Origin of the sequence: Lachnoanaerobaculum sp. Marseille-Q4761 (assembly GCF_017565785.1) — a bacterium.
In the GTDB taxonomy this organism is placed as follows: domain Bacteria; phylum Bacillota; class Clostridia; order Lachnospirales; family Lachnospiraceae; genus Lachnoanaerobaculum.
In genome coordinates, this window is the sequence record NZ_JAGEKB010000001.1 from 722,063 (window position 1) to 748,243 (window position 26,181).

Sequence of the window (26,181 nt, forward strand, 5' to 3'; positions counted from 1 at the left end):
ATTGTGTAAAACTGTATTAGCAAAATAATCATATGTATTATGTAAATACTTATGACCAATTATTTAAAATACTCATGACCACCATGAGAAAACAGATATGTCAGTGATGAATCAAACCATGCTACCGCACGCCTCGTCGAATAAGCCCTATCCATAAAATATAGGGCACCATGCGAATAGTCTTCTCCCATCAGGGCATTATTCACCCCTTTGATGGTAGCTTCACTTACCTTAACTTTAAAAAACCTCTTATCCCTTATAGGCGAAAACTGACCTTTACTGAATATAACTTCAGTTATAGTGTTTTCAAATTTACTTGATCGAACTCTGTTTATAACCACATTGGCTACTATTGTTCTACCATAAACATCATTATCGCCTACTTCGGCTTCTACAATTCTTAGCAGATTATTATAATCCTCTACTGTAAGTGAAGGTAAACCAAGTGCAACCCTTCTTTCTTCAAGAAGTCTTTCCATCTTCTCTTTTCCGGTCTCCTTTTGCTCCACTCGGGGCAAATGTATAGTTTCTTCCTCTACAGTTGAATTATTTAATCCGGCATTATCCAAAATATCGCTCGTCTCGTCCTCCGTCTCGTCTTCTGAAATATTATCTTCAGAAGAACTTATGACCGCAGCACTGACAGCATTTTTTCCGCTTCCAGCAAACCCTGTACTTGAAAATGCAAACACACTTATGACCGCACCACCTATTGTAAGTAATGCCATCTGTCTGTACATCTTCTTTGTAAGTCTCATTGGTATAGCCATGATCTTACCACAAAGGGATTTCAGAAGCGATGTTATTCTTGGCATAAAGTCTCTCCTTCTTAACAAAAGTGTTAATTTTTTGCATTATATTAATTGGAAAACAAAATGTCAATAATATATTTCATTTGTCATATTTTTGTAAGTTTTCTTTAATGATTTGATAATATGCTCATTATTATAGAAACTTTATATTTGAAAATCGCACATTTTTTTATTTAAAACTTGCATTTAACCATCTCAATGCATATTCGGCATATAGAGCCGCACCTATATCCAAGGCATTTTCATCTATATCAAAGCCCTCATTATGTATCTGTCTTAGGCTATTTGGTATAGCTTCATTTGAAGTTCCAAGATATGCATAAGCACCCGGAATTTCCAAGATAAATTCTGCAAAATTATCTCCTCCAAGTGATATAGGTCTTGTTTTTGCGGCATTTTCTCCCAAAATATCTCCGATAATCTCTCTAACTTCACTTGATACTTTCTCATCATTTATTAGAGGTGATGTATAATCTGTCCAAATAACTTCGGCATTTCCTCCATAAATTTCCGCAATGTTTTTTGCGGTTCTTTCCACCTTCTCCTTTACTTCCTGTCTGGTTTTTGTTGAGGTGGTTCTTGTGGTTCCCTCTATAACACCGCTTCCCGAAACAATATTATAAGATGTTCCGGCATGTAATATACCCACTCCTATAACTACAGGATCTATGGGCGATGTGGTTCTTGTAACAATACCCTGCAATGCCACTACAATTTGAGCAGCTATATATAAAGCATCAGTGCCAAGATGAGGTGTGGATACATGTGTAGCCTTGCCCTCTATTTCTATTCTGAAATGATCTACAGAGGCATTGTTTATACCTGTTGTAATTCCTACCTCACCACATCTTAAATCCGGTGCCACATGCAGACCGAAGATTCTTTCCACACCCTTTACTTCACCGTTTTTTATCATTGTCTGGGCACCTGCTCCTATCTCTTCTCCCGGCTGAAAAATAAGTTTTACACATCCTGCAAATTTATCCCTGTTATTTGCAAGTATTATAGCCGCTCCAAGAAGTGATGCATTATGTACATCATGACCGCAGGCATGCATTATTCCTTCAGTTTTTGAGCAATAAGCCCTGTCATCCTTCTCAAGTATCGGTAGTGCATCTATATCTGCTCGAAGCGCCACCACTCTGTCTTTACCTTCTCTGGTGCTGTTTTGATGCCCTGTATTACTGTCAGCTTCATCAACACCGCTGCTTTTTGCAGGCTGTGACTCTCCTGTTCCTCTTATAAGACCTATAACTCCGGTTTCAGTACTTCTATAATGCTCTATACCAAGTTTATCCAGCTCTTCCTCGATTCTTGTAGCTGTACGGTACTCTTTCATACTAAGTTCCGGATGCAAATGAAAATCCCTTCTAAGTTCCACCAAAATTTTATGTATCTTTTTTGCTTCGTTTAATATATCCATAAATCCCTCTTCTCTTATTCCTTTATTCCTACTTATTTAGTATGAATTAACTTATAGTAACACTTTTAAAAAAAATGGTCAAGAACTGTTATGTTCAAGACCATTTTTATTTTAAATGTTTTTGATATTTTTATAAAGCTTTTATATACCGTCTTTATTCAATCTTTGTAAGCTTACCGCTAAGTACAAATCTCGCATCATCAAACTCGTAACTACAGGTGGAAAGTGTAAATATTCTATCTCCGTATTGCGGCTCTATATCTGATTTGAATGCAGAAATATCCTTCAGAGATTTTATCCAATTGTCAAAATCTGCGGCATCATCAAAGTCAAGCTGCCATGCATTTTCCTCCACATTTGCCACATGACCTGCAAAAAAATCAATACTATAGGCTGCATCCTGTGTTATTAAATATCCCGTCTTATGTCCGTCAAAAAAATCCTGCTTTTTATATCCCTTAAGTGCTGCGAACATACTTCCGTTTTTCATATGATGTCCGTATATTATACTGTGCAAATCACTGAAATCACTTGGATTTCTTGTATCTAAAAATATTGCACCTGCAGGATTTTGTGTTCTGTCAACCAGATGATCAAGATAATAATCATTGTCTGAGGTATGAACTATTGGATAATTTATCTCCGTATCCGGTACATATATCCAACCTATAACATCACTGTTTACGGATTTTAATCCGGCAAAATCCACATCGGGATAGGGCTTTTCCTTGACAGGCTCTTCTTCACTTTCCCCGCTTGTTTCGGATGTTGTCTGCTCTATGGTGTAATTATCTAATTTTTTATAGGCATCAACACTTTTTTTATATTCGCTTTGTATCTTTATTATATTATAAGCCGCATATATTGCTATTGCTAAAAATATACAGCATAGTATTATTCTTATTTTTTCTCTCACTGCATTCTCCTATATATAATACCTGCGTACTTTGCATAAGTAAAACCGCCGCTTCTTAAGCAGATATCAAATTTTTATAAAGTATATCACAGATACAAAAACTATCAAGCATATTTATAAATACTGTCTGCCCATATTTTTATACATACCTCTATCTGTACCGGAATCTTTTTATTCTTATATACAAAAGCTCTAACCTCTGTTTACAAACCTTCAAAAACATATTTATGCATCAAAAAAACAGTGAGTGCAGCTTGATCGCAAAAGATTTTACATATAAAAACTTACAATCCGTTTAAGCTGTAAGTATAACAGATTGTGCGTTTCTTATTCTTTTTATTTAATTATATTTACAAATTCATCAAGTGATAAGGCTTCCTTTTCTTTAGTATTTTTTAATACCTTCTATTATCAAAAAATACTTTTATAAGCTATTTTATATTTCCAATCTATAATTTATGCCGCAGATATTTATATTATCGCCGTTATTCATTTCCATATTCTCTTCATTTTCAAGCTTTTTTCCGTTTATATATGTTCCGTTTCTTGAATTCAAATCTCTGACATATAGTGTATTCTCCTTTTCAAAAAACTGCAAATGTAGCCTGCTCACTCCCTCTGCATCCAATACATAGTCACATATCATATCCTGCTTACCTATAATAAAAGGCAGATAGCCAATCTCTATATCTTCCATACCGTTGGTACTTCTTAGTATTCTACCTGAATTTTTTATCCTTTTATCTGTCAATAAGACCGTATTGGAAATCTCCTCATCTTTTATTTCAAATACTCTTCTTTCCTCATTTAAGCAGGCTGATTTCACTCCGGGCTCATATCCTTTAAATACCTTTTCTAAAAACTCTTCCTCATCATTTTGTTCTTTTTGCTTATTCCCTTTAAAAATCCCTCCAAAAATATTAAATTGCTTTTTCTTTTTATCATTTAATACACTCTCATCTGCATTACTTTCAATAATCTCCTCCTCGCTGTTTACCATATCTTTTTGTAAGCTGTAATCAGGCATATACTCCAAATCATTTATAGTAAAATCCCTTCTCCGACATTCCTTTAGCATTCCATAAAGCATTATCAGACAGTCTTTATCTTCTTTATTTATGTTATTTAGAATACTCTCCAATAATGATTTTATTTCTTCCCTATTATCTTCGTTTCTTGGGATATATATAAATAAAAATCTTTTAAAATCCAAATCAGAAAAAATATATTCGGGATCAAGCACTATGGATGAGGCTTCGAGTAAAAATTCCTCCAATGCTTTTGTAGCGCTTATTATCTCTATAATAAATGACTTTATCTCTTCTATGCCTAATGCCCTTACTTCAAAAACTCTTGATAGCGGCTGTAATGAGCTGATATCATAGCATATATTTACTTTTGAGTTCACTCTTTTTATATCCGGTCTTAGAAATCCCCTTATATTATTATGCTCTATCATCCCCAGTTCAAAGGCATATTTATTTGAAAGCTCAGACAAAAAGCTTTCTTCGGGCTCAAATATAAGCCAATTACTCTTCAGATTCCTCTGATAACTTACCTTTAAGTCTTTCATATATCCCCTCCAATGCGGTAGTCGCCCTTATATAACTCTCCGGATTATATATAGCCACTGTAATACTCTGATTACCCTTCACTGCCTCAACTAAAAATCTCTTCTCCTCTATTCTTACCGACTCATTGCCCTTTAGCTCCGACAAAGCCTTTAATCTTTCCTTATCATATCCCATATTTTTCTCATCATGTGCCAGTCTCTCAAGTAATAAATGTATCTCTACATTATTTACCACCTCTGTATGCTTATCTATACTGTAGCCGATTATAAAGGCAATACCAAGAAAGATAAAAAATATAATATATGTTATTTCTACAGTAAAACTTGCTCTCAGTCTTTTCTTCATCTATAAAACCATATAATGCAATTTGCCATAGTTATAAACGGAAGCATTGCCACTTTCATTCCCTTTACTTTTCTTTTTTTCACCATACAATAGATACTCATAAAAAGTGCATATATGGATATTATAAAAACGGATATAAAAAACAGCATTAAATTCCTTTTAAATCCAAGAACAGCTCCTGTTCCCATAAAGACAAAAGCATCACCCTCTCCTAAAATATTCAGCCTTGAAGGCACAAATAATAAAGCACCGCTAAAAATACCAAAGAAAATATCCTTAATATCTATATAATTTCCCGATAAAAACTTATATACCTGCATACCTGTAACAGCTATATAAAACAGTATCAATCCGAATGTATATATCTCTTTTTTTCTTATATCCTGATAAGTGAAGATCAATAAGAATACTATTAAAACCGCTTTTTCCAAAATTTCAATTTTCAATGGCTACCTCCACAATAAGAGCAAACTCCCAGATGCTCCACTTCTGAACGCTTTACCCTTTGTACATAGGCAATAATGGCATTACAATCGGGATCAAAGTGATATCTTGTACCTGATGGCATTATATAAACTGTTGTACCGCCTTGACTTCCACATCTCTCACAGGCATGATACCTCGCACCGTTATCATTTCTAAGGCTCTCCACAGATGAAAAAGACGCCGACTGCAAATCATTATAAAGATAATGGCATCTCCTATCTATATGATATCTTGTCGCATTTTTGCCTATATATACATACTCATCATCATTTATCCCCGATTCACCGGACTTTCCACCATCAGCACCTATCCACGCTCTTCTTGAAGCTATTACAGTCTGATCAATACTGTTTTTACCGAGTATTCCTATGGGCAGTGAATATTTATAATCAATCCTTATGCATATAGTTTCCCCGTCAGACATACAGGATGATAAAATACCGCTTATATTTTTTATATTTTTATCCTTTATATCGGCATTTATCCTGGAAACCGCAAAACTTCCGACGGCTCCCCCTATAAATACACCCTTTATATTTTCCATAGCCCTACGGTCATAATTTTCACCACTTTCTTCTCTTTTCCCCTGCAATCTGTAATAAGTATAGGCATATTGGCAGGCATCCTTACATATAGCCTCTGTTAAACCTCTTATCTTTCTATCGGTATTCATCATATCAAAAGGCATTATAAGTATTGCCATAGCTATAATAAAAAGGCAAAAGCACATAGCCGCCTCTATACTGAGAGAGGCTTTGTGAGTCCTCTTATACCTGCATGCTTGGAGAGCTTTAATTTTTTTATTTCTAAAATTTTTATTATAAGAGGACATACAAAACCTCCCTTCAATATATTTTTTCGACTTTGACTGCCATATCATAACCTGAGTCAAGTCCGACAAATTCCTCTGAGAAAAATGAAATCTCACTGAACAGCCTTTTTGCACCACATCCAATGTCCGCCTCAATGCCGTATACCATATCATTTATCAAAAAATCATTTTGACTTCTTGATATATCTAACTGCATTATATCCATCATCCTGAAATTTCTTTTTACAGGTTCTTCTATATACAAAAGCATTTTCAAATATCCCTCATAGTTTATCCCCCTTGATGATGCCTCTTTTTCTCTTAGAGAATTATTATTTAAAATATCAAATATGGAATCCAAATCGGCACTCCAATCATCCCTACTCTTTATTAAAGGCACCTTTCCACCGGATAAAAGGCATCTTAAATCTATTGCCGACTCCACCAATGCCCATACCGCTATTATCAAAAACTTTATAAGAAGAGTAATCTGCGGCAAACATAAAACACCGCTTATCACTGTCGCCAGTTCCTGTGCACTTTGCATCTTTGAGGCATCTGATATTATATGCATATAATTCAGCCCCTCTCTTATAGCCAGTATTTTAAGGATTGCATTTTCAAGATTTATCCTGTCGGAAGTATCACCGTTTAATATATATTCGAGCTCATAGGAAAGCGGAGTATCTATATCATCTGTAAAGTCGGCAAAATATGTTCCCATATATTCATTTACTAAAAGTCTCTGTGCAAGATTCCTGCCGCTATAACCTCCTGTAATCGCATTTGACGGCAGACTCAATCTGTTAATACTCTTATTTGATACCTCTCTGTTTTCAGGTATGACCAAAGAAAAAATCCCGTCCGATATGAGTTCCTTTACCTGCTTCAGCTTTTCTTCCTTTTCTTCATCCGCTATCCCATATTTAAAATTAAGTCTCATTACCGTAAGCGCATCTATACCTGAACCAAGATTATTCCATGCCTCACCGATATCATAATCCTGCTCCTCATCATCTTCGGCTTCCATCATCTCCTGCAGGCTTTCTATATCGGACTCAAGTTCCTCCACCTCCGATATCATACTTTCACTTAAGCCTGCAAGAGCCGAAATCTCTATTCTTCTTTCACTGTCCTTATCCACATATTCTTTAAACTTTGATATCTCACCATCTATATATTCCCTGTTACTTTCTGAAAGCTTTGAAATATTGTCGGCATTTTTATTTTCTATTTCCCTTATTTTTTCAGACATCCTGTCAGCCTTTTTCTCATATTTTTTTATGAGATCCGGAACTTTTTTCAGAGTGCTTTTAAGATCCTTGCACAGCTTTTTTATCTCTGAAATATTTTGTGCACTGACTGCCGACTTCATCTTAGACCTTATCTCTTCCTGCTTTTCTATATTTTCGGAAAGCCTTTTTAATGTCTTTTCCACCTCTATGGCTTCTTTTGAACCGAGTCCGTAGTCGGTGGTAATTTTCTCCATACTCATAGCATCTTCTATATCTTTCCACAAATCATCAGGAGAGCCTTCAAATACAGATTCAAAAACTCCAAGACTCATATAGTCAATGATTTCCTGCTCCAAATACATTCCCCCATTGTCACTTAGACTAATTTTTTTATTCAGCTTTATCTGTGGATTTTGAATCCGGTACATTCCGCTGTTTTCTATATATGGCTGCATATAAGAAAGCATAAGTTCGCTTATCTTTTCATCACTCTCGCTCTCTAATGAGAGTATTTTATAATTATCCCATAATGCCCTATGATATCTGCTGAATAATGAATCTATTGCCGAGTCTCCTGCAGTCTGTAAATACAATCTCGCACCTGAGGTTCTTGCCGACTCCAAAAGTCCGCATATCAATGCACTGATGCAAATAAATATCAGGCATACAAAGATGGTAACAGAACCGCTTTTTTTCAATTATATACCTCTTTTGATTTCTTATTGATTTCCTTAAAGATATTGTTTAAGAGCTTACTGATATTACCTTTAAATATTAAGACCAGACCTATAAGAACTACCAGAACCAAAACAATTTCTATAACACCTACTCCATCTTCATTTTCCATAAAATCCTTCCAAAAATCCAACATATCTTCTCCTTTCCGGCATAAAAGCCTCTATTTTGCGAAATTCACATTCTTTTGATTTTTCTAATAAAATATCAACAATGCAGGTACAATTATCATCATCATTACTATTAAAAGCATTATGAATAATGGTAAAAGAAGCTTTGTATTAAGTTCTTCGCCCTCTCTCCTTGCCAGATTCAATCTTTCATCCCAAGCACTTTGAGATTCCATACTGAGTAAAGTATGCAGATTTGAAATCCCGCTCCTTCTGTTTTGCTCAAGTAATGACGCAAGTTTCATATACTGCCTTAAAGAACAGCTTCTGCCAAAATCCTTATATACAATATTTTCATGAGTACCGTTTTTTAATCTTTCATAGGCTTTTGCCATTTCTTCATAAGCATATCTTTTTTCATTATTCTCTCTGTATTCGTTCTCATAATCTTTTACTATGCTTTCCCATGACTGCCTGACAGAAAGACCTGCACCTATAAATACAATCAACTTTGACACAATATCGGGATAATCCTTCATAAGTTCCCTTTTTATTTTTTCAAGATTAAACTTTTCCCTCTCTTTTTCCCTTAGATATAAAAGTAGTGCTATAATTACTCCAATTATCCATATAAGATTAAAATCCGTATTTTCTCTGAAGCGATATATCAGCTTTTTGCCGCTATATGTTTCAGGTAAAATATATCCGTCTTTTTCTATCTGTTCTTTATCAGCCTGTATTATTACCTCCCTTAATCCCTTTAAAATTCTCTCTTCCTCCGATAATGTTTTCGGGCAAATCCTTACAGGAATAATATAACTCTCCTCATAAGATTCATAAATCAAAGTAGCTTCTATATCCAAATCAGTATTTTCACTTAGATTCTCATTATAAACATTACCCGATATATCTATAAGTTCCGTATCTCCAAAATCCCATCTTATACTTATTCCAAGCTCGCTTATTTCATTTATCGGATTCAAATTTTCCGTGATATTTTGAAGTGAATTATTTTTTCCGGGGAGAATCTTTAAAGCTTTCTCCAGGGCAGCCTTTATGGCTTCTTTTGCCTCAGATTCCGAATACAGCCTTTTAGATACCGGTATTTCCATTCTTTGCGGCTTATCAAGTAATCCCTCCACCTCAATTTCCATTTCGGCATCATACTCATCCACACCCGGTCTGCTGATATAATTATCGGTCACTGTATTATTTTTTAAAAATAAAGTACAAAGCCCAAATAATATAAAGCTTAAAAATACGACCATCCAATATTTTTTATTATCCCAAAAGATTCTTTTTAAATGTTTTTTCATCGGCTATACCTCTATATTTAAAAGACCTTTGGAAATATATATAGCAAATAAATACATAATCAGTCCGAAACTCATACATATCCTGCCTATAATCGTAGTGTACATAATATTAAAAAATCCCGGAGAACTTATATCAATGTATAGAACTATAAAAAGCGGGAAAACATTCATCACGCTCTGCTCAAATCTTTTTGCGGCAGTCATGGTTATTATCTCTTCCTTTATTCTCACCTTATCCGCTATAACATTGACCGTATGTGAAATAATACTTACAAGTTCACCTCCGCTCCTTTTTGCAATCCTTAAAACCTTGGCAAAGCTTCTGATATCCTCGCTGTGACTTCTGTATGCCAAATCGTCAAATGCCCTCTCAACACTGATATTCATATAGATAAGCTGATTTATATATTCAAATTCCTTTATTATAAGATTATCTTTTGAATATAGAAGTCTAAGTTCAACCAAGGCTTCCTTTATTGAGTTCTCCAAAGAATAACCTGCACTCAGCAAAGAGGAAATAATCATTATGGCTTCCTTAAATTCAAGCACCAGCTTCCTTTTCTTTACATTTATAAGTTCTTTTCTTTTAAAATTGGGATATAAAAAACAGAATGGAAATAAAACAAAGAATATAATCACACTTTTATAAAATATATATGAACCCAAAGCTGCCGTTACAACAGCCATAAAACTGTATCTTAGCCACTCGATAAGACTAAACTTATATACATTATAATCTATAGCCTGCTGCGAATAATTTCTGTCTGTTTTTGAGTTCTCCGACCTTTTTATGGATTTTTTCCTCCATATCAAACTCATAGAGCTTATTAAGTCCAATTTCCCCATTTTCATAGGGCAAAACCTCCAAAATCTCAAGCATCTTTCTTTCCCCTTCTCTGAGCCTTCCCAGATGTATCATTATATCTATAGCACTTGCTATCTGTGCTCTTATAGCCGGCAGAGGCAAATCCGCACCGCTTAAAACCATAGTTTCAAGTCTTGCGAGCATATCCTTGGCGCTGTTTCCATGCCCTGTACTAAGAGAACCGTCATGCCCTGTATTCATTGCCTGTAACATATCAAGTGCCTCCCTGCCTCTTACCTCACCTACTATTATCCTGTCAGGATTCATTCTAAGTGATGCTCTTATCAAATCACCTATACCGATACTTCCGTCACCGCTCAGAGTGGCATTTTTAGTTTCAAGTCTTACTATATTTTTTATATGCATCAGCTGTAATTCCGCAGAATCCTCGATGGTAATTACTCTCTCCTCCTTTGGTATATAGCCTGATAATGCATTTAAAAATGTAGTCTTTCCGGAGTTTGTACCGCCCGATATAAAAATATTATATCCTGAGCATACAAGCATCTCCAAAAACTTTGCACATTCCTCCGACAAGGTTTTATATAGAATCATCCTCTCCATGCTTATAGCTTCCGGAAACTTTCTGATGGTAATAATCGGACCGTCCAGTGATATCGGCGGCAACACTATATGTACTCTGGAACCGTCTGATAATCTCGCATCCGCAATAGGTGAAGATACATTTACCACCCTGTTTACCTTGCTTACTATCTGCTGTATCATATCTTCCAAAACCTCATTGCTGACAAAGGATTTATCCCATTTAATTACTTTTCCGCATTTTTCTACAAAGATATCATCTTTTCCGTTTACCATTATCTCCGTTATATCCTTGGAATCCAATAATTCCTGTAATATATCCAGTCTTCTGAATGAATCAAATAATGAACTTCTGATATTTAATTTTTCTTCAAGAGGAATATAAAAAGAATGTTCCTTATGTATTATCTCGCTGTCTATTATCTTATATAATTCTTCATCATCTATATTTCTAAGATCCGACAGCTTATCTCTTATTTCGTTTTTTAATTGTAAATATATGCTCTCACCCTTTTGAGGGCTTTCTTCTTCACTTTTTACTACCTGTATCCTTAGAATATCATTATCTTTTATTTTTTTGTTTAACAAAAGCACCTCCACAATATAAAGCCTGCCAGAAAATATGGAGATATGGGTATCAAATATTTATCCTTCAGATTGTATTCATGGTATCTTAAAAGTCTGCCGGCAGAAACTACTCTTATGCAATAGTCTTTAAGCTTATCTATTCTCTCAATCAGTTGATTGGTAAAAATCATATATACCAATGAGCCGATGCCTGCCAAAACCAGAGCTGTTACCGTAAGATTCACTCCCTCATAGGTACCCAAAAATCCTATTACAAGTGCAAATATTTTTATATCTCCGGCACCGAAAAATCTGAGATTATAAAGAATTGAAAAAAGAAATAATGAAACAAGAACTCTTATAAAAAAATCTAAGCTTAATACAGCCATACCTATTGTAAAATATATAAAAATAATAATATTAGGTATCTTTCGCCAAAGTATATCCGTCACTGCTGCGACAAACAACATACTTCCCACTATATAATAAATCATAAGCCCTCTGCTATTTTTGAAATCTGCAAATAATATTCATGTCTTTTTAATTTGGCAAAATTGAATATATCCATAGAGATATCCTCATTCGGCAGTTTTATTTCATATAGCTTTTGAAGTATTTCCGGGTATCCGTTTCTCCCAAGAAGTGATTTAAACTCGTTAAGCTTTGATAATTCCACCCCATTACTCTCACCTATTACCGGACAGAATATCTTTTCACATATATCTAAAACCTGCATCGTTCTTCTGCCTATACTGCCAAAATCTATCACAATAATTTCAAATAAATTTGATACAGTAATATCATTTATAAATTTTAATAATTCACTGTCGGATAAATAAAATAAATCCTCATTATATCTTGCCGGCAGTACAATATTTAAATCTTCCACTCTGCTTATACATTCTCCAAGCTTTGCAAAATTCAAATCACCTGTTTTATATCCGTAAAATACATCAGATAAATCTCTGCTGTTTTCTTTTCTTAAAACTGCAAAAACCGAATCATATTCATCAAAGGAAATCAGCAAAGAACTTGTGGATAAAGAACAAAAATAAGAATGCAGTGCAACGGACATGCTGGATCTTCCGCATCTGTTTATAGGAGAGTACACCCCGTAAACCCTCGTGTTTTTACCGGTGCCGCTAAACCCGAGTGAAGAGTTTTTTGCAAAAAATCCCAGCAGTTCATCCACAATAATATGTACACCGCAAAATTTGAATATTGAGCAGAAAAGCTTTGAAGATTCAGCGTATTTAGACTTTACCATTGCATCATCTGATAAAAGAATAACCGGAATCCCGGTACTTATGCATTCATCTACATTATCAAAATCTGTGATAAATGCCACTACCTCCATAGAAGAAGTTTCATTTTTATACATTTGGAATGAAGTATAAGCGACCGCTTTGAAAGGAATCCTATCCTCCTTTGATAAAAAATCAGATAATTTTAAGGCAAAGCGTATATCCTCATCAATCACCGCTATAATATGCCTCATAAAACTCCTATAGAATTATTTAAAGAAAGGTCCCCAAAAACATCTCTCAGAAAGATGTTCTAATCTTTAGGATTTCATCATAATAAAAAAGAGCATAAAAGTCAATGCTCTTTTTAGTATTTCATCCACAATTTTTATATAAAATAACTGGGAACTTTGTACAAAAATATTTTTTCCTATCGGTATACATACTTCGTTAATTTATTTTTTCCTCGGAATTTGTTCCACATCATAGGTTCTGTTATCAAGCAGCTTGGATTTGATATCCTCGGGCAGTGACGATTTTCCTATGGCAAACATTGCTATCTCCACAACAGCTTTGGCGTATTCCTTTTTATCACTTTCTATAGTACCTAAAAGCTTACCTGCATTTATAGCTTCCAGTGCCTCCTTTGTACCGTCTATACCGACTATCTTTATACCGGTTATATTATTTGCTCTTTCTATCGCATCTATAGCTCCAAGCGCCATATCATCATTATTTGAAATAACCAAATCTATATCTTTATACTCATTCAGCCATTCCTCCGTAAGTGCGGAGCCCTGCGCTCTCTCCCAGTTTCCTATGGCACCGTTTAACTTATTTATGGGAATATTATTCTCCTGCAAAGTTTTTATCACCCATTCGGTTCTTAGAAGTGAATCCTGATGGCTCGGCTCTCCTTCTAAAAGCAGATAATTTATCACACCGTCATTATTTATATCTATGCTATGCGGATTTTCATTATAGGCATCTATTATTATCCTTGCCTGCTCAATACCTGCCGATTTTGGACCGGCTCCTATATAATATATATTATCCGCCCTGTTTAAATCATCATCTACAGGCTTTCGATTAAAAAATACTATCGGTATTTTTGCCCCTACGGCAGTTTCTATCATATTTGAAGCGGCAAATCTGTCCACCACATTTATCAAAAGCACATCATAATTTAGAGATACAAATCTCTCCACCTGATGATTCTGTGTGTTTTGATTGTCTCTGGCATCCACCACCTCAAGATTTATCTTAATGCCATACTCTTTTTCATATTCTTTTACATATTCTTCAATCTCCTGTCTGACATTTGATATAAAGGTATCATCAAATCTGTATAGACATAGACCTATCTTTATAACATTCTTTTTGGGCGGTGCTACCCTGCTCATCATAGATATAAAGCTGACGATTATAATAATTACAAAAATCGCCATACTTATTAAAAAACTGTGTTTTTTCATCTTCCTCCCGTATATGTACTAGTCAATAGGGAAAAGCTGTTTTACCATATCCTCGTTTTCCAGACTTTCCTTATTCACCAACATATTTTCCATATCGATATTTGACATATAATTTGTTTTTTTCAAATCCGCCATAAGCATCTCAACTGCCAAATATCCTTCATCATACTCATTAACCGTAGCTATCGCATCAATTGTACCGTCATTTAGCTTATTTAAAAAGAATGTGGTAGCCCCGATACAATAAAAACCCTGTATACGCTCCCTGTATACAGTACTTGCACCGACTATTTTGCATAAATTATCGGTACTTGTCTTATCCAGTGAAAATACATAGGCATTATTTTTACTATGTACCAAATCCTCTATGGCTGTTCTAAATTCCTTTTCATCACCCTCTATAAAAATTATATTGGAACTTTGCTTTGATTTCAAGAAATCTATTTCCTCCTCTATTCCGGAAATATCTCTATTATTTAAAAACACATATATATAGGAGTTTTTATCAAATTTTTCTTCAAAAGAATTATATAGCTTTGTAATCATTCCGGTATAATCGGTATTTATACTCAAATAGCCGCTTTTAGGATTATCGATAATATCTCCGGACTTTGATTTTAAAACGACTATAGGAACTTTTTTATTATTTATTTCCAAATCATTTTTTGCAAGTACGATTATACCGTTGGTGCCGTTTTCTTCTGCCGAGTATATAACGGCATTCTGAGTAATATTATTTAAGGTGAGCAAATTTATATCGATATTATATTTCTTGGCGGCATCATCCACTCCCTTTTTTAAGTTTATATATTTGCTTTCATCTTCACTGTCAAGTATCAGTGATACCTGATATACATGCGGCACTTCTTCTTTTAGAATCAAATCTGTCTGAGAGATTATAAAAAGTAAGACAATAGAGATAAACCATAATATCCATATATATTTTTTATCTGTCTTCATATTTTCCCTCTCCATATATTGCAGCAGGCAAATGAATAATGATTTTTGTACCATCATCGGGTTCGGATTCAACACGGAGTCCGTACTCATTTCCAAAGTACAGCTTTATTCTCTCATTTACATTCTTTACTCCTATTCCCGAGCCCTTTTTACTTGGCATAATATCCTTACTTAATAATTTATCCACCATTTCCTTGCTCATACCCAGCCCGTTATCACGGATTGTAAAATAAAGACTTTCGCCCTCCTTAGATACTTTTACATCTATCTCTCCGTCTCCATCCATAAATTCCATGCCGTGATATATGGCATTTTCCACTAACGGCTGCAACATAAGTTTTAATGAGGAATATAAAAGCACCTCTTCATCCGCCTCTATACTATATTCAAATCTGTTTTTAAAGCGCATATTCTGTATCATAAGATAGTTTCTTACATGCTCTATTTCATCCTTTACGGTGATTATATTCTTACCCTTGCTAAGAGAAATCCTAAAAAACTTTGCCAGAGCGGTCACTATACTTACCGCCTTATCAGGCTCTTCATTTTCAATCATCCATACTATAATATCCAAAGTATTGTATAAAAAATGCGGATTTATCTGGGATTGCAAAGTGTCAAACTCCGATTTTCTCTTGGCATTATGTTCTTCCACCAAATCGGACATCAAAAGCTTTATTCTCCCCAACATATTTTTTATGGACTTCCCAAGATGCTCCACCTCATACGAGCCGCTTGGTACTATATCCACATCCAGATTTCCGCTCTCAATCTCTCTTACACTTGTATCAAGCCTCTTTATAGGATTTGATATCTTATCCGAAATAAAGGCATTTATCATTGCCAGCAAAAACAAAAATAAATCCGCTACAAAAACCACAAAGAATCTGAACTTAATTCCATAGATATTTAATGTGGCGTTGGGTGTGACTCCCACCAGCTTCCACCCTGTATATCCTATGGTTCTTACATTTAAAGTAACTTTCTTACCGCCATAATTTTCAACACTGATACCGTCTTTTAATCCTGCCGCATATTTATTATTTTCATCAAAACGACCTGAGTATATTTCATTTTGTCTGGGATGCCATATTATATCTCCCCTGTCATTGGTCAGATAAATATATCCTCCATTTCCAAGATTTACATTTGAAAACAGCTCCTCAAAAAAAACATAGTTTAAATTTATAAGAAGTACAGCCTGAGTAGCCTTACCCTCATCGGTTATCTCCACAGCTCTTGCAAGAGACATTACCCATGAATAGCTGCTTTCATTTTGGTCAAACAGATTTCTGATATGGGGCATGGAAAAATAAATATACTCGCTCTCCGCCATACTTTTTTTAAAAAAATCTTTTTCTAAAACATTGATATTATCCTTTAATCTAAGCGCAGGCATTGACTCTATCAATTCTCCGCTTCCGGATATAAGAGCTATATCCTCTATCATATTATCATTGTTTACATAGATGAGATTCATACCCTTTTTTATTTCATTGCCTGATATATCGGTATTTTTGATTACATTATAATATATGGAATCTGAAATCTTCATGGAATTTCTCAGATATGAATCTATAGACTCACCCACCTGCCCGATAATGCCTGCATTTTCTTCAATAATGGTGGCATTAAGACTGTTTGTAAATCTCTGAAACATTATAAGGCTTATAAGGGCTATGGCAATGATTGCGGTAACTGTAAAGTATATGAAGATGGAGCTTTGTATGCTCAGATTTTTTATACTGAGCTTTTTTATACTGAACTTTCCCCTATCCATATACTAAACCTGCTGACGGTATTTTGAAGGTGAAACCCCGTATTTTTTCTTAAATACATAGCTGAAATAGTTCTGATCCGCATAGCCTACCATTTCGGCAATGATATAGGTCTTTTCATCGGTAGTCTTTAAAAGTTCCACCGCCTTTTGTAATCTCAAATTTGTAAGGAAATTTACATAGGATATCCCCATATCCTTTTTAAAATTTGTGGAGAACCTGGCAACCGAAACATGCAGATGTTTACAAAGTTTTTCCAAAGATAAATCAATATCCGCAAAATTCTCTTCTATATAACTTTTCGCCTCTTCCAATACCTTTTTGGAGGTAAAGGCTCTGTCTTCTCTTATTTTATGAGCAATATTTATACTTGCCTCAAGCAGCCATTCTCTAAAACCTCCGGTATCCTTTATCTTATCCAAAAGGTCTATATAATCTGTAGCAGTTTTAGTCAGTACGGAAAGCTCCAGACTGTAATCCTGTACAAGACTGATAATAATATTTATCACATTTATCATATAGGATTGATACTGGCTTGAATGTACCTTTGATTCCTTCAGCTTTGCAAATATCTTTTCAACATATTCTATGATACTTTCATCACTTCCGAATTTTAATATATTGATATATTCCTTTGCCTCAATATCCTCAAATTTTAATTTATCGGACTTAACAGGCTCCATATCCTTTATATATATAACCTCGCCATTGCCTACAATACCTCTGTAGCCAAGCGCCTCCTTTGCCAGAGTATATGACTTGTGAAGCTCTGTAAGATTATTTACAGTGATACCCAGCCCTATAGTTAAGTTTACGCCTATGGTTCTGTTAACATCCTTTATAGCCTCTGAAAGCACCGACATTATATAGTTTTTGGACATCTTATCCGGCAGACCTATAAGAATATACATACTGGTATTTGAATAAACCGAGAACACCTCCGCATGGAATTTATCTCCGAGATTTTCAAGCAGGTTTACCTTTACAGAGATTGGTATAAGTTCTTTTGCCACTATATGGCTGTCCATATCATCTATATGTATTGCTGCAACTATATATTTGCTTGCATTATTTAAGTTTATTTCATATTCCTTAAGTGCATGCTCTATCTCAGCCTTACTTAAGCTTCCATGTATCAATCCGTTTAAAAACTGTTCTCTGAGGATTGGAAGACTTGCCAGATAACCCCTTTTTAATTTTTCAATATCTCTTTTTTTATCCAGTTCGGCATCCAGGTTCTTATGCACTTTTCTTAGTATCTCCGTAAGCTCCGGCGCTGATACGGGCTTTAGCACATATTCGATAACTCCCATTTTTATAGCTTCTTTGGCATAATCAAAATCATCAAAGCCTGAAAAAATCATGGACTTTATAAGAGGATATCTTATATTGATTTCATTTATCAATTCCAGTCCGTCCATATATGGCATTCTGATATCCGTAAATACAAGGTCAGGATTCAGATTCTCTATTTTCTCCAATGCCTCCACTCCGTTTTCGGCATCTCCGACTACCAAAAATCCCTCTTCTTCCCAGTTGATTTTTTTTATAATGCTTTTTCTGACCTCTTCCTCGTCATCAACAAGTAATATTTTATAAAGTTCTTTCATATTAGAGTTCCAATACTATAGTAAACGGTCCGTCATTTTCAAGGGATACTTTCATATCCGCTCCGAAAACTCCGCATTCCGTATGTATACCTGATTTTTTACCAAGCTCCACCATATATTCATACAGTCTTTTTGCCTCATCCGGAGAGCCCGCTCCTATAAAGCTCGGTCTGTTGCCGTCCTTACAATTTGCCAATAATGTAAACTGTGATACAAGCAGCAGTTCTCCGCCTACATCATTTAATGAAAGATTGGTCTTACCGTTTTCATCTTCAAATATCCTAAGCTTTATCAGCTTATTAAAGTATTTTTCAACCACCTTTTCATCATCATCCGCAGCCACGCCGACCAATACTAATAATCCCTTATTTATTTTGCCTACTTCTTCCCCGTCTATTTTTACATTTGCATGATTTACTCTCTGTATTACAAGCTTCATATTTCCTCCTAAAATGATCTTATCTCGTCTTCATCATTGCTTATCTCTATGGACATTATTTTTACAAAATATCCTCCGTCACCCACAGGCACTCTGACTCTGTCACCTTTTTTCTTTCCGACTATAGCCTTTCCTATCGGTGATTCAATACTTAATCTGCCTTCAAGTGAATCTCCTCTGATAGAGGTAACTATTTTAAACTTTTCACTCTCATCATCTTCTTCAAAGTATAATTCCACAACCTTATCAATTCCTACCTGATCATCCTCTGTTTTATCTTCATATACATTACAAAACCTGAGCATTCTTTCCAGATAATTGATTCTGCTCTCATTTTTATTCTTCTCTCTTTTGGCGGCATAATATTCAAAATTCTCCGATAAATCCCCATGTGCTCTTGCTTCTTTTACAGCCTCTATAAGCTGCGGTCTCAGCACCAATTTTCTTTCCTCAATCTCCGCCTCTATCTTTTTTATATCTTCCTTTGTAAGCGTCTCTGCCATAAAACCATCCATATCATATTTTTATATAAAACAAAAGAGTAGTAAAAACTACTCTTTTTAAGACCCAAAGTGACGGCTTTGCTTATTGACGCCTAGCGAAGCTAGGTGGGTTACCTCACCTTGATATCTGTCTTCTACCTATAGCAGCCTGACATCCAAACAAGGTTATTTGGAATCCCATAAATCAAAATGTAGGTTCAAAATTGGCAAAGTTATCGCTCACCTCAGGAATTTTTCTTCATACTCAAATTATAATACAAAATATAATTTTTTCAATATATTTGTCTTTATATTTTAAATTTTATATTATTATTATATTATATTTTATATACAGTTCAGGTAGCCCCTTTAGAACTTTTGTTTTACAATCCTAATCGCAAGGATTGTAAAATTAAAAGTCTCAAGATATATGGTACATGAACCGTAACAATTTTATTCAGGATATATAAGCCTCTCCTCTAAAATATTCTCAAGCACTTCATCCAGATACTTTCCTGCAATATATTTTGCCATAGGAAGATTCATATCCAGATAGTTTCCGCAGTCTTTTGCACAGGCTCCGGGAATCTCTCCCTCAAATTTTTTTATAAATTCAAACATTTCTTTTAAAAGAGATATTATATCCTTTGACTCATAATCTCCCTTTAAAAGCAGGTAACAGCCTGTTCTGCAGCCCATAGGTCCAAAGTATAAAATGCTCTCTCCAAATTGCTTATGATTTCTTAAAAATGTTGCTCCAAGATGCTCTATTGCATGTAGTTCCGCAGTATTTATCACCGGCTCAAAATTCGGTCTTGTCATTCTGATATCAAATGTGGTGACTGTCATCTCTCCCACATTATCTTTCCTTGACACATATACGCCCGGGAAAAGTTTTAGATGGTCTATTGTAAAGCTTGTTATCTTCTCCATAAAATCTCCATAATATTTATTCAAAACCTTAATTTTATAATCCCAAAAATTCAGCTCACAGGATGATAAATTTAAAGATTGAATCATATAATTTATATATTTTTTGTTTGCAGATTTCTCATCGCATTTATTACGCAAAGCACGGTAACGCCTACATCTGCAAATACCGCTTCCCACATAGTACCAAAACCTATGGCGGCAAGCAATAGGAAAATCAACTTTACTCCTATCGCAAATGCAATATTTTGCTTGGCAATATTCATGGTTCTTTTTGCAAGTCTTATACCTCTGACTATATTGTTCAGATTATCATCCATAATTACAATATCCGCAGCTTCAATGGCGGCATCCGAGCCTATACCTCCCATTGCAATACCTATATCGGCTCTTGCAAGTACAGGTGCGTCATTTATGCCGTCACCTACAAAGGCAAGTATATTTTTATCATCTAGTATCTCTTCTACCTTCTCTACCTTTTGCTGCGGCAAAAGCTCTGAGTATGCATAGTCCACTCCCACCTTTGCCGACACGGCATCCGCCACAGCCTTTGTATCTCCGGTCAGCATTATATTTTTTTCCACACCGATATTTTTTAAAGCCTGTAAAACATCCCTTACATCCTCTTTTATCCTGTCATTTATAACTATTGATCCAAGGAATGTCTTGCCCCTTGCCACATATACTATGGTTCCGGCTTCCATGCATTTCTCAAATTCTATATTATTTGAGAGCATCAGTTTATCATTTCCCACAAGTACTTCTTCATTGTCCACTCTTATACTGATACCCTGACCTGCCACCTCTTTGAGTTCACTAAGCCTTCCGGAAAAATTTATGTTTTCATTGCCCTCTTTTTTTAACTCTCCATAGGCTTTTTTAATTGAAATTGCTATCGGATGTGAGGAGTATTCCTCAGCCATTGCAGCATTTTCAAGCAGTTTTTCTTCATTTACACCGGCAGGATGAATACTTACCACCTCAAAAACTCCCTTTGTAAGAGTACCTGTTTTATCAAATAAAAAGGTTTTTACTCTTGATAAGAGCTCTAAATAATTGCTTCCCTTTATAAGTACACCTATTTTTGACGATGCACCTATACCGCTGAAAAAGCTTAGCGGTATGGCTATAACAAAGGCACAGGGGCAGGATACTACCAAAAATGTCAATGCTCTGTAAATCCATGTACTAAATCCCGTATCCGGGAACAAAAACGGAGGAATCAAAGCCAGCGCAATTGCCGCAAAAACAACTATCGGTGTATATACACCGGCAAACTTTGATATAAAGTTTTCAGTCTTTGATTTTTTTGCAGCTGCATTCTCCACAAGGTCAAGAATCTTACTTGCAGTGGACTCGCTAAATTCCTTAGTAACCTCAAGCTTTAAAAGTCCGTCCTTATTTACGCTTCCGCTATACACTTTGTCTCCTATATGCACGCCTCTTGGAACCGACTCACCTGTAAGTGCCGATGTATCAAGCATTGCCTTTCCCGATACCACCACTCCGTCAAGAGGGATTATCTCTCCGGTCTTTATCAATATGGTATTTCCTATTTCCACATCATAGGGATCAACCATTTCCACACTGCCGTCTTCTTTTACCAGATTTGCATAATCAGGTCTTATATTCATCATATCGGATATGGATTTTCTGGATTTATTTACCGCCAGTGATTGCAAAAGTTCTCCAACCATATAAAAGAGCATTACTCCGACAGCTTCCGGATACTCACCTATTATGATTGCTCCTATGGTGGCAATACTCATCAAAAAGTTCTCATCAAATACCTTTCCTCTCTTGATATTTGAAAATGCTTTTAATAATACATCTCTTCCGACTATTATATAAGCTGTTATAAATAGCACAAAACTTATTATATTTGACTTTGGAAAATTCAGTTTTGAAATTATAATTGCAATTATATAAAAAATTGCCGCTATCATTATTTTACTTAATATCTTTTTTTTCTTTTCGTTCATCTTATCCTTCTATCCTGTTGAATATAAAATCTGTAAAGCTTCCTCCTACGCCCTCTTTACCTCTACATCAGGCTCCTCAACCTTTATTATCTCCATTGCCTTTTCAATAATTTCATTCATCTTTTCAGCTTCAGCCTCCAAAGTGCATTTTAATGTCATAAAATTGATATTTGCACTTGTAATACCATCGATTGCAGCAAGCTTTCTCTCAAGCTTTGCAGCACAATCCACACAATCCAGACCTTCTAATTTATAAACTCTCTTCATTCCTTTTCTCCTTCTCTACATCTATGTGACACATGTACAATACCTGTTTCAAATATTTCCTTTACATGTTCATCATCCAGTGAATAATATACTTCCTTACCTTCTCTTCTTGACTTGACCAGTTTAGCTTCTTTTAATGTACTTAACTGATGTGATACTGCCGACTTTGTCATATCCAGTACTTCACAAATATCCAGTACACATAGTTCATGTACATTTAATGCCCAAAGTATCTTTATCCTTGTGGGTTCTCCGAATACTTTAAACAATCTTGAGAGAGCTTCTATCTTTACACCTTCAAGCATATTTGTTTTTACCCTTACCACAGCATCTTTTCTATCTAAAGCTTCTACTCCGATACACCTCCTTTAGTTGAGTACTTGTTCAACTGTTATACTTTTATTATAGTTGAATAGATGCTCAACTGTCAAGCTTTTTTAATAAAAAAGACCTTATTTTAAAATTGTAAAGCTGTCTGCTAAAGATTTTAAAATAAAGCCTGTTAATACACAGTATTTTATTAAAACCGTATTTTTATTTGTTTCCGAATTTCTCAGCCTGTGATTTTATCAGCTCCACATCATCAAAATAATTGATTCTCATTGCACTCTTTACATCTGCAAGTGTGTTTGCGGCCTCATTTCTTGCAACTTCACAGCTTTCTTTTAACATCTCATATATTGAAGGAATATCCTTTTCAAACTCCGCTCTCCTTTTTCTTATCGGTGCCAAAGTTTCTTCCATAATGCTTGCCAGGAATTTTTTCACCCTCATATCTCCCAGACCGCCTCTTGTATAATGCTCCTTGAGTTCATCCAAAGATTTATAATCCGGCAAATACTCGCTAAAATGCTCCTCTCTTGAGAATGCATCAAGATATGTAAACACGGTATTTCCTTCCAAATGCCCCGGATCGCTTACCTTTATATGCAGAGGATCGGTATACATAGTCTTTATAGCAGATGCCACAGTATCCGCATCATCTGATAAATATATACAGTTTCCGAGAGATTTGCTCATCTTCGCCTTTCCGTCGGTACCGGGAAGTCTTTTTGCCGCATCTTCCTTAGGTATAAGCGCTTCCGGCTCTACCAAAGTATCACCATATACGGAATTGAATTTTCTTACTATTTCCCTTGTCTGTTCAATCATCGGAAGCTGATCCTCACCTACAGGCACTGTAGTTGCCTTAAATGCGGTAATATCGGATGCCTGTGATATAGGATATGTAAAGAATCCTACAGGAATACTGTTTTCAAAATTTCTAAGTCCGATCTCAGCCTTTACGGTAGGATTTCTTTGAAGTCTTGAAACCGTTACAAGATTCATATAGTAAAAAGTAAGCTCTGTAAGTTCCGGTATCATTGACTGAATAAATATGGTAGACTTTTTAGGATCAATACCGCATGCCAGATAATCAAGCACTACTTCTATGATATTCTGTCTTACCTTCTCCGGATTTTCCATATTATCGGTAAGAGCCTGTGCATCCGCCACCATAATAAAAATCTTTTTAAATTCTCCTGAATTTTGCAATTCAACTCTTCTTTTTAGAGATCCTATATAATGTCCCACATGCAATCTTCCGGTAGGACGATCTCCTGTAAGTATTATCTTATCCATTTACAACTTCTCCTTTATCTCTGAGCATTGCCACCATCATACTTAGGAATATCCATAAAAATGGTGTTACTACAGGTAAGTTCAAATTTACCACAGCCTGAGTGGCATAGCAGATTACCGCCATAGCACATGCATATAAAAAAGGCAACATTGCATCATCTCTAAGCTCAAGTATTTCGGTTCTAAATGCTTTTATACTCGGCAATACAAGTCCCAAAATATAGCTTATAGTAGCTATAGGTCCTAAAGTAAATAAAAACTGCAAGTACTCATTATGAGCCGCATCAAAGAACTGACCTGTTATACCAATCATTTCTTCTCTTCTGAGTAAATCTATATATATTCCAAAGGTATCCGGACCGCTTCCAAAAATTTTATGAACAAGTGGAAATCTTAAATATTCTTCAAGTGCAGCTCTCCAGATATAGCCTCTGAAAGTTCCCCATGAATCATCAAATATAAAATAATTTGCCAAAGAACCATACTTTTGCCTTGCAAGCTCAACATTTGCATTTATTTTCATTCCCAGGAATACAATACCTGCAACAGATATTATAATTATTCCCAACCAAATATATCTAAGCACTTTTAATAACTTCTGACGGTCATTTTTTTCTTCCCACTTATTTCTATAGGCAAGAACATACATTAAAATAACTATAATAGCCAAAGCTATAATCAACAAATCCAGATATTTAAAATCGCTTATAAAATCATATAAGCCTGAAATTCCAAGTACTTTACCTGCATATACCGTATTGATTATCTTTATAATTCTGATGCCGAGAAAATATGTAAATATAGTCAGTATATATCTTCTTACACCTTCCATACTTTTAAATGCCACAAAAGGCATAAGTCCGAAGAATGCTAAAAGTGTGAGATATCCGTTATCTGAAGTACCCATTGCCATTGCAATGAAGTTCATCAGCATTATAAGATAGTAAAAGATAAGTTTTTCTATACTCTCACCCTTACCGTCATCCTTTTTAAGCGGTGTGGTAATAAATAAGGTTCCTGCAACAGCAATATAAAAAGCCAGAACAGCGGTATATGTATTTATATTACCGATGGTTGAGGTAAATATCGACCACTGTTCAGGGCTTATTTTATCCTTAAAATGCATTACATTCATATTGAAATAGTCTGTATATCCGAAAAGACATATCGGAATACTTACTGCCAAAAATACGGTAAAATAAATCTTACTAAAGGAAAGTAATCTGCTTACTATAAAATATATTGCCACATATAATGATATAAGCAGGAGTCCGGAATATCTTCCCTTCTCTCCGCTGATAGCATACCTCATAACCTTACCTGAATACAAAGTGGATAATAATGTAGCCAGCATAAATATCATTATACATATATCCCAAATACTGAATTCTTCTTTAACCCAGGTAGAAAAACCTTTTTCATTTACTTTATCAAAGAAGTTTTTAAATCCGCCTGCAAAACCGCATATCACTATCAATGCAAGAATCATTATTGCGGTGATTGCTCTTACCGTATAATACTTTGTTTCCAGTATATCATAGTAATAATCATTATAAATCAATGGAAAGATTGTAAACATTGACAAAAGCCAAAGTCCAACTATCACATTTGAGGCATTCATCAGCCTTCTTTTAGAATTCATATAACCTCCAT

Annotated in this window: 26 protein-coding genes and 1 other RNA gene; all 27 read right to left on the bottom strand. The window is 35.1% G+C overall.

Annotated elements, in window-relative coordinates; translation table 11 throughout:
- Positions 1-59: 59 nt before the first annotated feature.
- Positions 60-815 (bottom strand): cell wall hydrolase, encoded by a 756-nt coding sequence (locus tag J4O15_RS03275; protein WP_009219696.1) that lies wholly within the window; start codon positions 813-815, stop codon positions 60-62.
- 166 nt (positions 816-981) lie between these two features.
- On the bottom strand, positions 982-2,235 hold the full coding sequence (locus J4O15_RS03280) for a M20 metallopeptidase family protein (protein ID WP_208099680.1): 1,254 nt from the start codon (positions 2,233-2,235) through the stop codon (positions 982-984).
- A gap of 154 nt (positions 2,236-2,389) precedes the next feature.
- Entirely contained in the window at positions 2,390-3,151 is a 762-nt protein-coding gene (gene srtB / locus J4O15_RS03285; protein WP_208099681.1) for a class B sortase, read from the bottom strand.
- A gap of 436 nt (positions 3,152-3,587) precedes the next feature.
- On the bottom strand, positions 3,588-4,724 hold the full coding sequence (locus J4O15_RS03290; protein ID WP_208099682.1) for a DUF6382 domain-containing protein: 1,137 nt from the start codon (positions 4,722-4,724) through the stop codon (positions 3,588-3,590).
- Positions 4,681-5,070 carry a hypothetical protein gene (locus J4O15_RS03295; RefSeq protein WP_208099683.1) on the bottom strand — a complete coding sequence of 130 codons (390 nt, stop codon included), beginning with the start codon at positions 5,068-5,070 and terminating at the stop codon, positions 4,681-4,683. The genes J4O15_RS03290 and J4O15_RS03295 overlap by 44 nt, the downstream gene beginning before the upstream one ends.
- Positions 5,067-5,516 (bottom strand): prepilin peptidase, encoded by a 450-nt coding sequence (locus J4O15_RS03300; RefSeq protein ID WP_208099684.1) that lies wholly within the window; start codon positions 5,514-5,516, stop codon positions 5,067-5,069. Before J4O15_RS03300 ends, J4O15_RS03295 begins: the two co-directional genes overlap by 4 nt.
- Positions 5,513-6,259, bottom strand: coding sequence for a hypothetical protein (locus J4O15_RS03305; protein WP_243761950.1), 747 nt, complete (start codon positions 6,257-6,259; stop codon positions 5,513-5,515). The genes J4O15_RS03300 and J4O15_RS03305 overlap by 4 nt, the downstream gene beginning before the upstream one ends.
- A gap of 142 nt (positions 6,260-6,401) precedes the next feature.
- Positions 6,402-8,300, bottom strand: a complete 1,899-nt coding sequence (locus tag J4O15_RS03310; RefSeq protein ID WP_208099686.1) for a DUF5702 domain-containing protein — start codon at positions 8,298-8,300, stop codon at positions 6,402-6,404.
- A complete protein-coding gene (locus J4O15_RS03315; RefSeq protein WP_009219688.1) occupies positions 8,297-8,473 on the bottom strand; it encodes a Flp1 family type IVb pilin in 177 nt (58 codons plus the stop codon). Before J4O15_RS03315 ends, J4O15_RS03310 begins: the two co-directional genes overlap by 4 nt.
- A 60-nt stretch (positions 8,474-8,533) precedes the next feature.
- On the bottom strand, positions 8,534-9,763 hold the full coding sequence (locus J4O15_RS03320; RefSeq protein ID WP_208099687.1) for a hypothetical protein: 1,230 nt from the start codon (positions 9,761-9,763) through the stop codon (positions 8,534-8,536).
- A 3-nt stretch (positions 9,764-9,766) separates the two neighbouring features.
- Complete coding sequence (locus tag J4O15_RS03325) at positions 9,767-10,582, bottom strand: type II secretion system F family protein (RefSeq protein WP_243761951.1); 816 nt, start codon at positions 10,580-10,582, stop codon at positions 9,767-9,769.
- The gene (locus tag J4O15_RS03330; protein WP_208099688.1) at positions 10,494-11,759 is read right to left on the bottom strand and encodes a CpaF family protein; all 1,266 of its coding nucleotides are present in this window, start codon (positions 11,757-11,759) and stop codon (positions 10,494-10,496) included. Before J4O15_RS03330 ends, J4O15_RS03325 begins: the two co-directional genes overlap by 89 nt.
- On the bottom strand, positions 11,753-12,232 hold the full coding sequence (locus J4O15_RS03335) for a prepilin peptidase (protein ID WP_208099689.1): 480 nt from the start codon (positions 12,230-12,232) through the stop codon (positions 11,753-11,755). Before J4O15_RS03335 ends, J4O15_RS03330 begins: the two co-directional genes overlap by 7 nt.
- Positions 12,229-13,236 carry an ATPase AAA gene (locus J4O15_RS03340; protein WP_009219683.1) on the bottom strand — a complete coding sequence of 336 codons (1,008 nt, stop codon included), beginning with the start codon at positions 13,234-13,236 and terminating at the stop codon, positions 12,229-12,231. The genes J4O15_RS03335 and J4O15_RS03340 overlap by 4 nt, the downstream gene beginning before the upstream one ends.
- A gap of 201 nt (positions 13,237-13,437) precedes the next feature.
- Entirely contained in the window at positions 13,438-14,457 is a 1,020-nt protein-coding gene (locus J4O15_RS03345) for a galactose ABC transporter substrate-binding protein (protein WP_208099690.1), read from the bottom strand.
- Positions 14,458-14,475: 18 nt separating this feature from the next.
- Positions 14,476-15,417, bottom strand: coding sequence for a hypothetical protein (locus J4O15_RS03350; RefSeq protein ID WP_208099691.1), 942 nt, complete (start codon positions 15,415-15,417; stop codon positions 14,476-14,478).
- A complete protein-coding gene (locus J4O15_RS03355; RefSeq protein WP_208099692.1) occupies positions 15,404-17,197 on the bottom strand; it encodes a sensor histidine kinase in 1,794 nt (597 codons plus the stop codon). The genes J4O15_RS03350 and J4O15_RS03355 overlap by 14 nt, the downstream gene beginning before the upstream one ends.
- 3 nt (positions 17,198-17,200) lie before the next feature.
- Positions 17,201-18,805 (bottom strand): response regulator, encoded by a 1,605-nt coding sequence (locus J4O15_RS03360; protein ID WP_009219679.1) that lies wholly within the window; start codon positions 18,803-18,805, stop codon positions 17,201-17,203.
- Between the two features lies 1 nt (position 18,806).
- The gene (dtd, locus tag J4O15_RS03365) at positions 18,807-19,244 is read right to left on the bottom strand and encodes a D-aminoacyl-tRNA deacylase (RefSeq protein ID WP_208099693.1); all 438 of its coding nucleotides are present in this window, start codon (positions 19,242-19,244) and stop codon (positions 18,807-18,809) included.
- An 8-nt stretch (positions 19,245-19,252) separates the two neighbouring features.
- The gene (gene greA / locus J4O15_RS03370) at positions 19,253-19,747 is read right to left on the bottom strand and encodes a transcription elongation factor GreA (protein ID WP_208099694.1); all 495 of its coding nucleotides are present in this window, start codon (positions 19,745-19,747) and stop codon (positions 19,253-19,255) included.
- Positions 19,748-19,804: 57 nt separating this feature from the next.
- Positions 19,805-19,981: non-coding RNA, 6S RNA (gene ssrS / locus J4O15_RS03375), on the bottom strand.
- A 198-nt stretch (positions 19,982-20,179) separates the two neighbouring features.
- Positions 20,180-20,659 carry an S-ribosylhomocysteine lyase gene (locus J4O15_RS03380; RefSeq protein WP_208099695.1) on the bottom strand — a complete coding sequence of 160 codons (480 nt, stop codon included), beginning with the start codon at positions 20,657-20,659 and terminating at the stop codon, positions 20,180-20,182.
- A gap of 92 nt (positions 20,660-20,751) precedes the next feature.
- Positions 20,752-22,638 carry a heavy metal translocating P-type ATPase gene (locus J4O15_RS03385; RefSeq protein ID WP_243761952.1) on the bottom strand — a complete coding sequence of 629 codons (1,887 nt, stop codon included), beginning with the start codon at positions 22,636-22,638 and terminating at the stop codon, positions 20,752-20,754.
- 45 nt (positions 22,639-22,683) lie between these two features.
- Complete coding sequence (locus J4O15_RS15865) at positions 22,684-22,905, bottom strand: cation transporter (protein WP_243761953.1); 222 nt, start codon at positions 22,903-22,905, stop codon at positions 22,684-22,686.
- A complete protein-coding gene (locus J4O15_RS03390; protein WP_009219673.1) occupies positions 22,902-23,210 on the bottom strand; it encodes an ArsR/SmtB family transcription factor in 309 nt (102 codons plus the stop codon). Before J4O15_RS03390 ends, J4O15_RS15865 begins: the two co-directional genes overlap by 4 nt.
- Before the next feature lie 229 nt (positions 23,211-23,439).
- Complete coding sequence (gene trpS, locus J4O15_RS03395; protein WP_208099696.1) at positions 23,440-24,528, bottom strand: tryptophan--tRNA ligase; 1,089 nt, start codon at positions 24,526-24,528, stop codon at positions 23,440-23,442.
- Positions 24,521-26,170, bottom strand: coding sequence for an O-antigen ligase family protein (locus tag J4O15_RS03400; protein WP_208099697.1), 1,650 nt, complete (start codon positions 26,168-26,170; stop codon positions 24,521-24,523). Before J4O15_RS03400 ends, trpS begins: the two co-directional genes overlap by 8 nt.
- Positions 26,171-26,181: the final 11 nt, after the last annotated feature.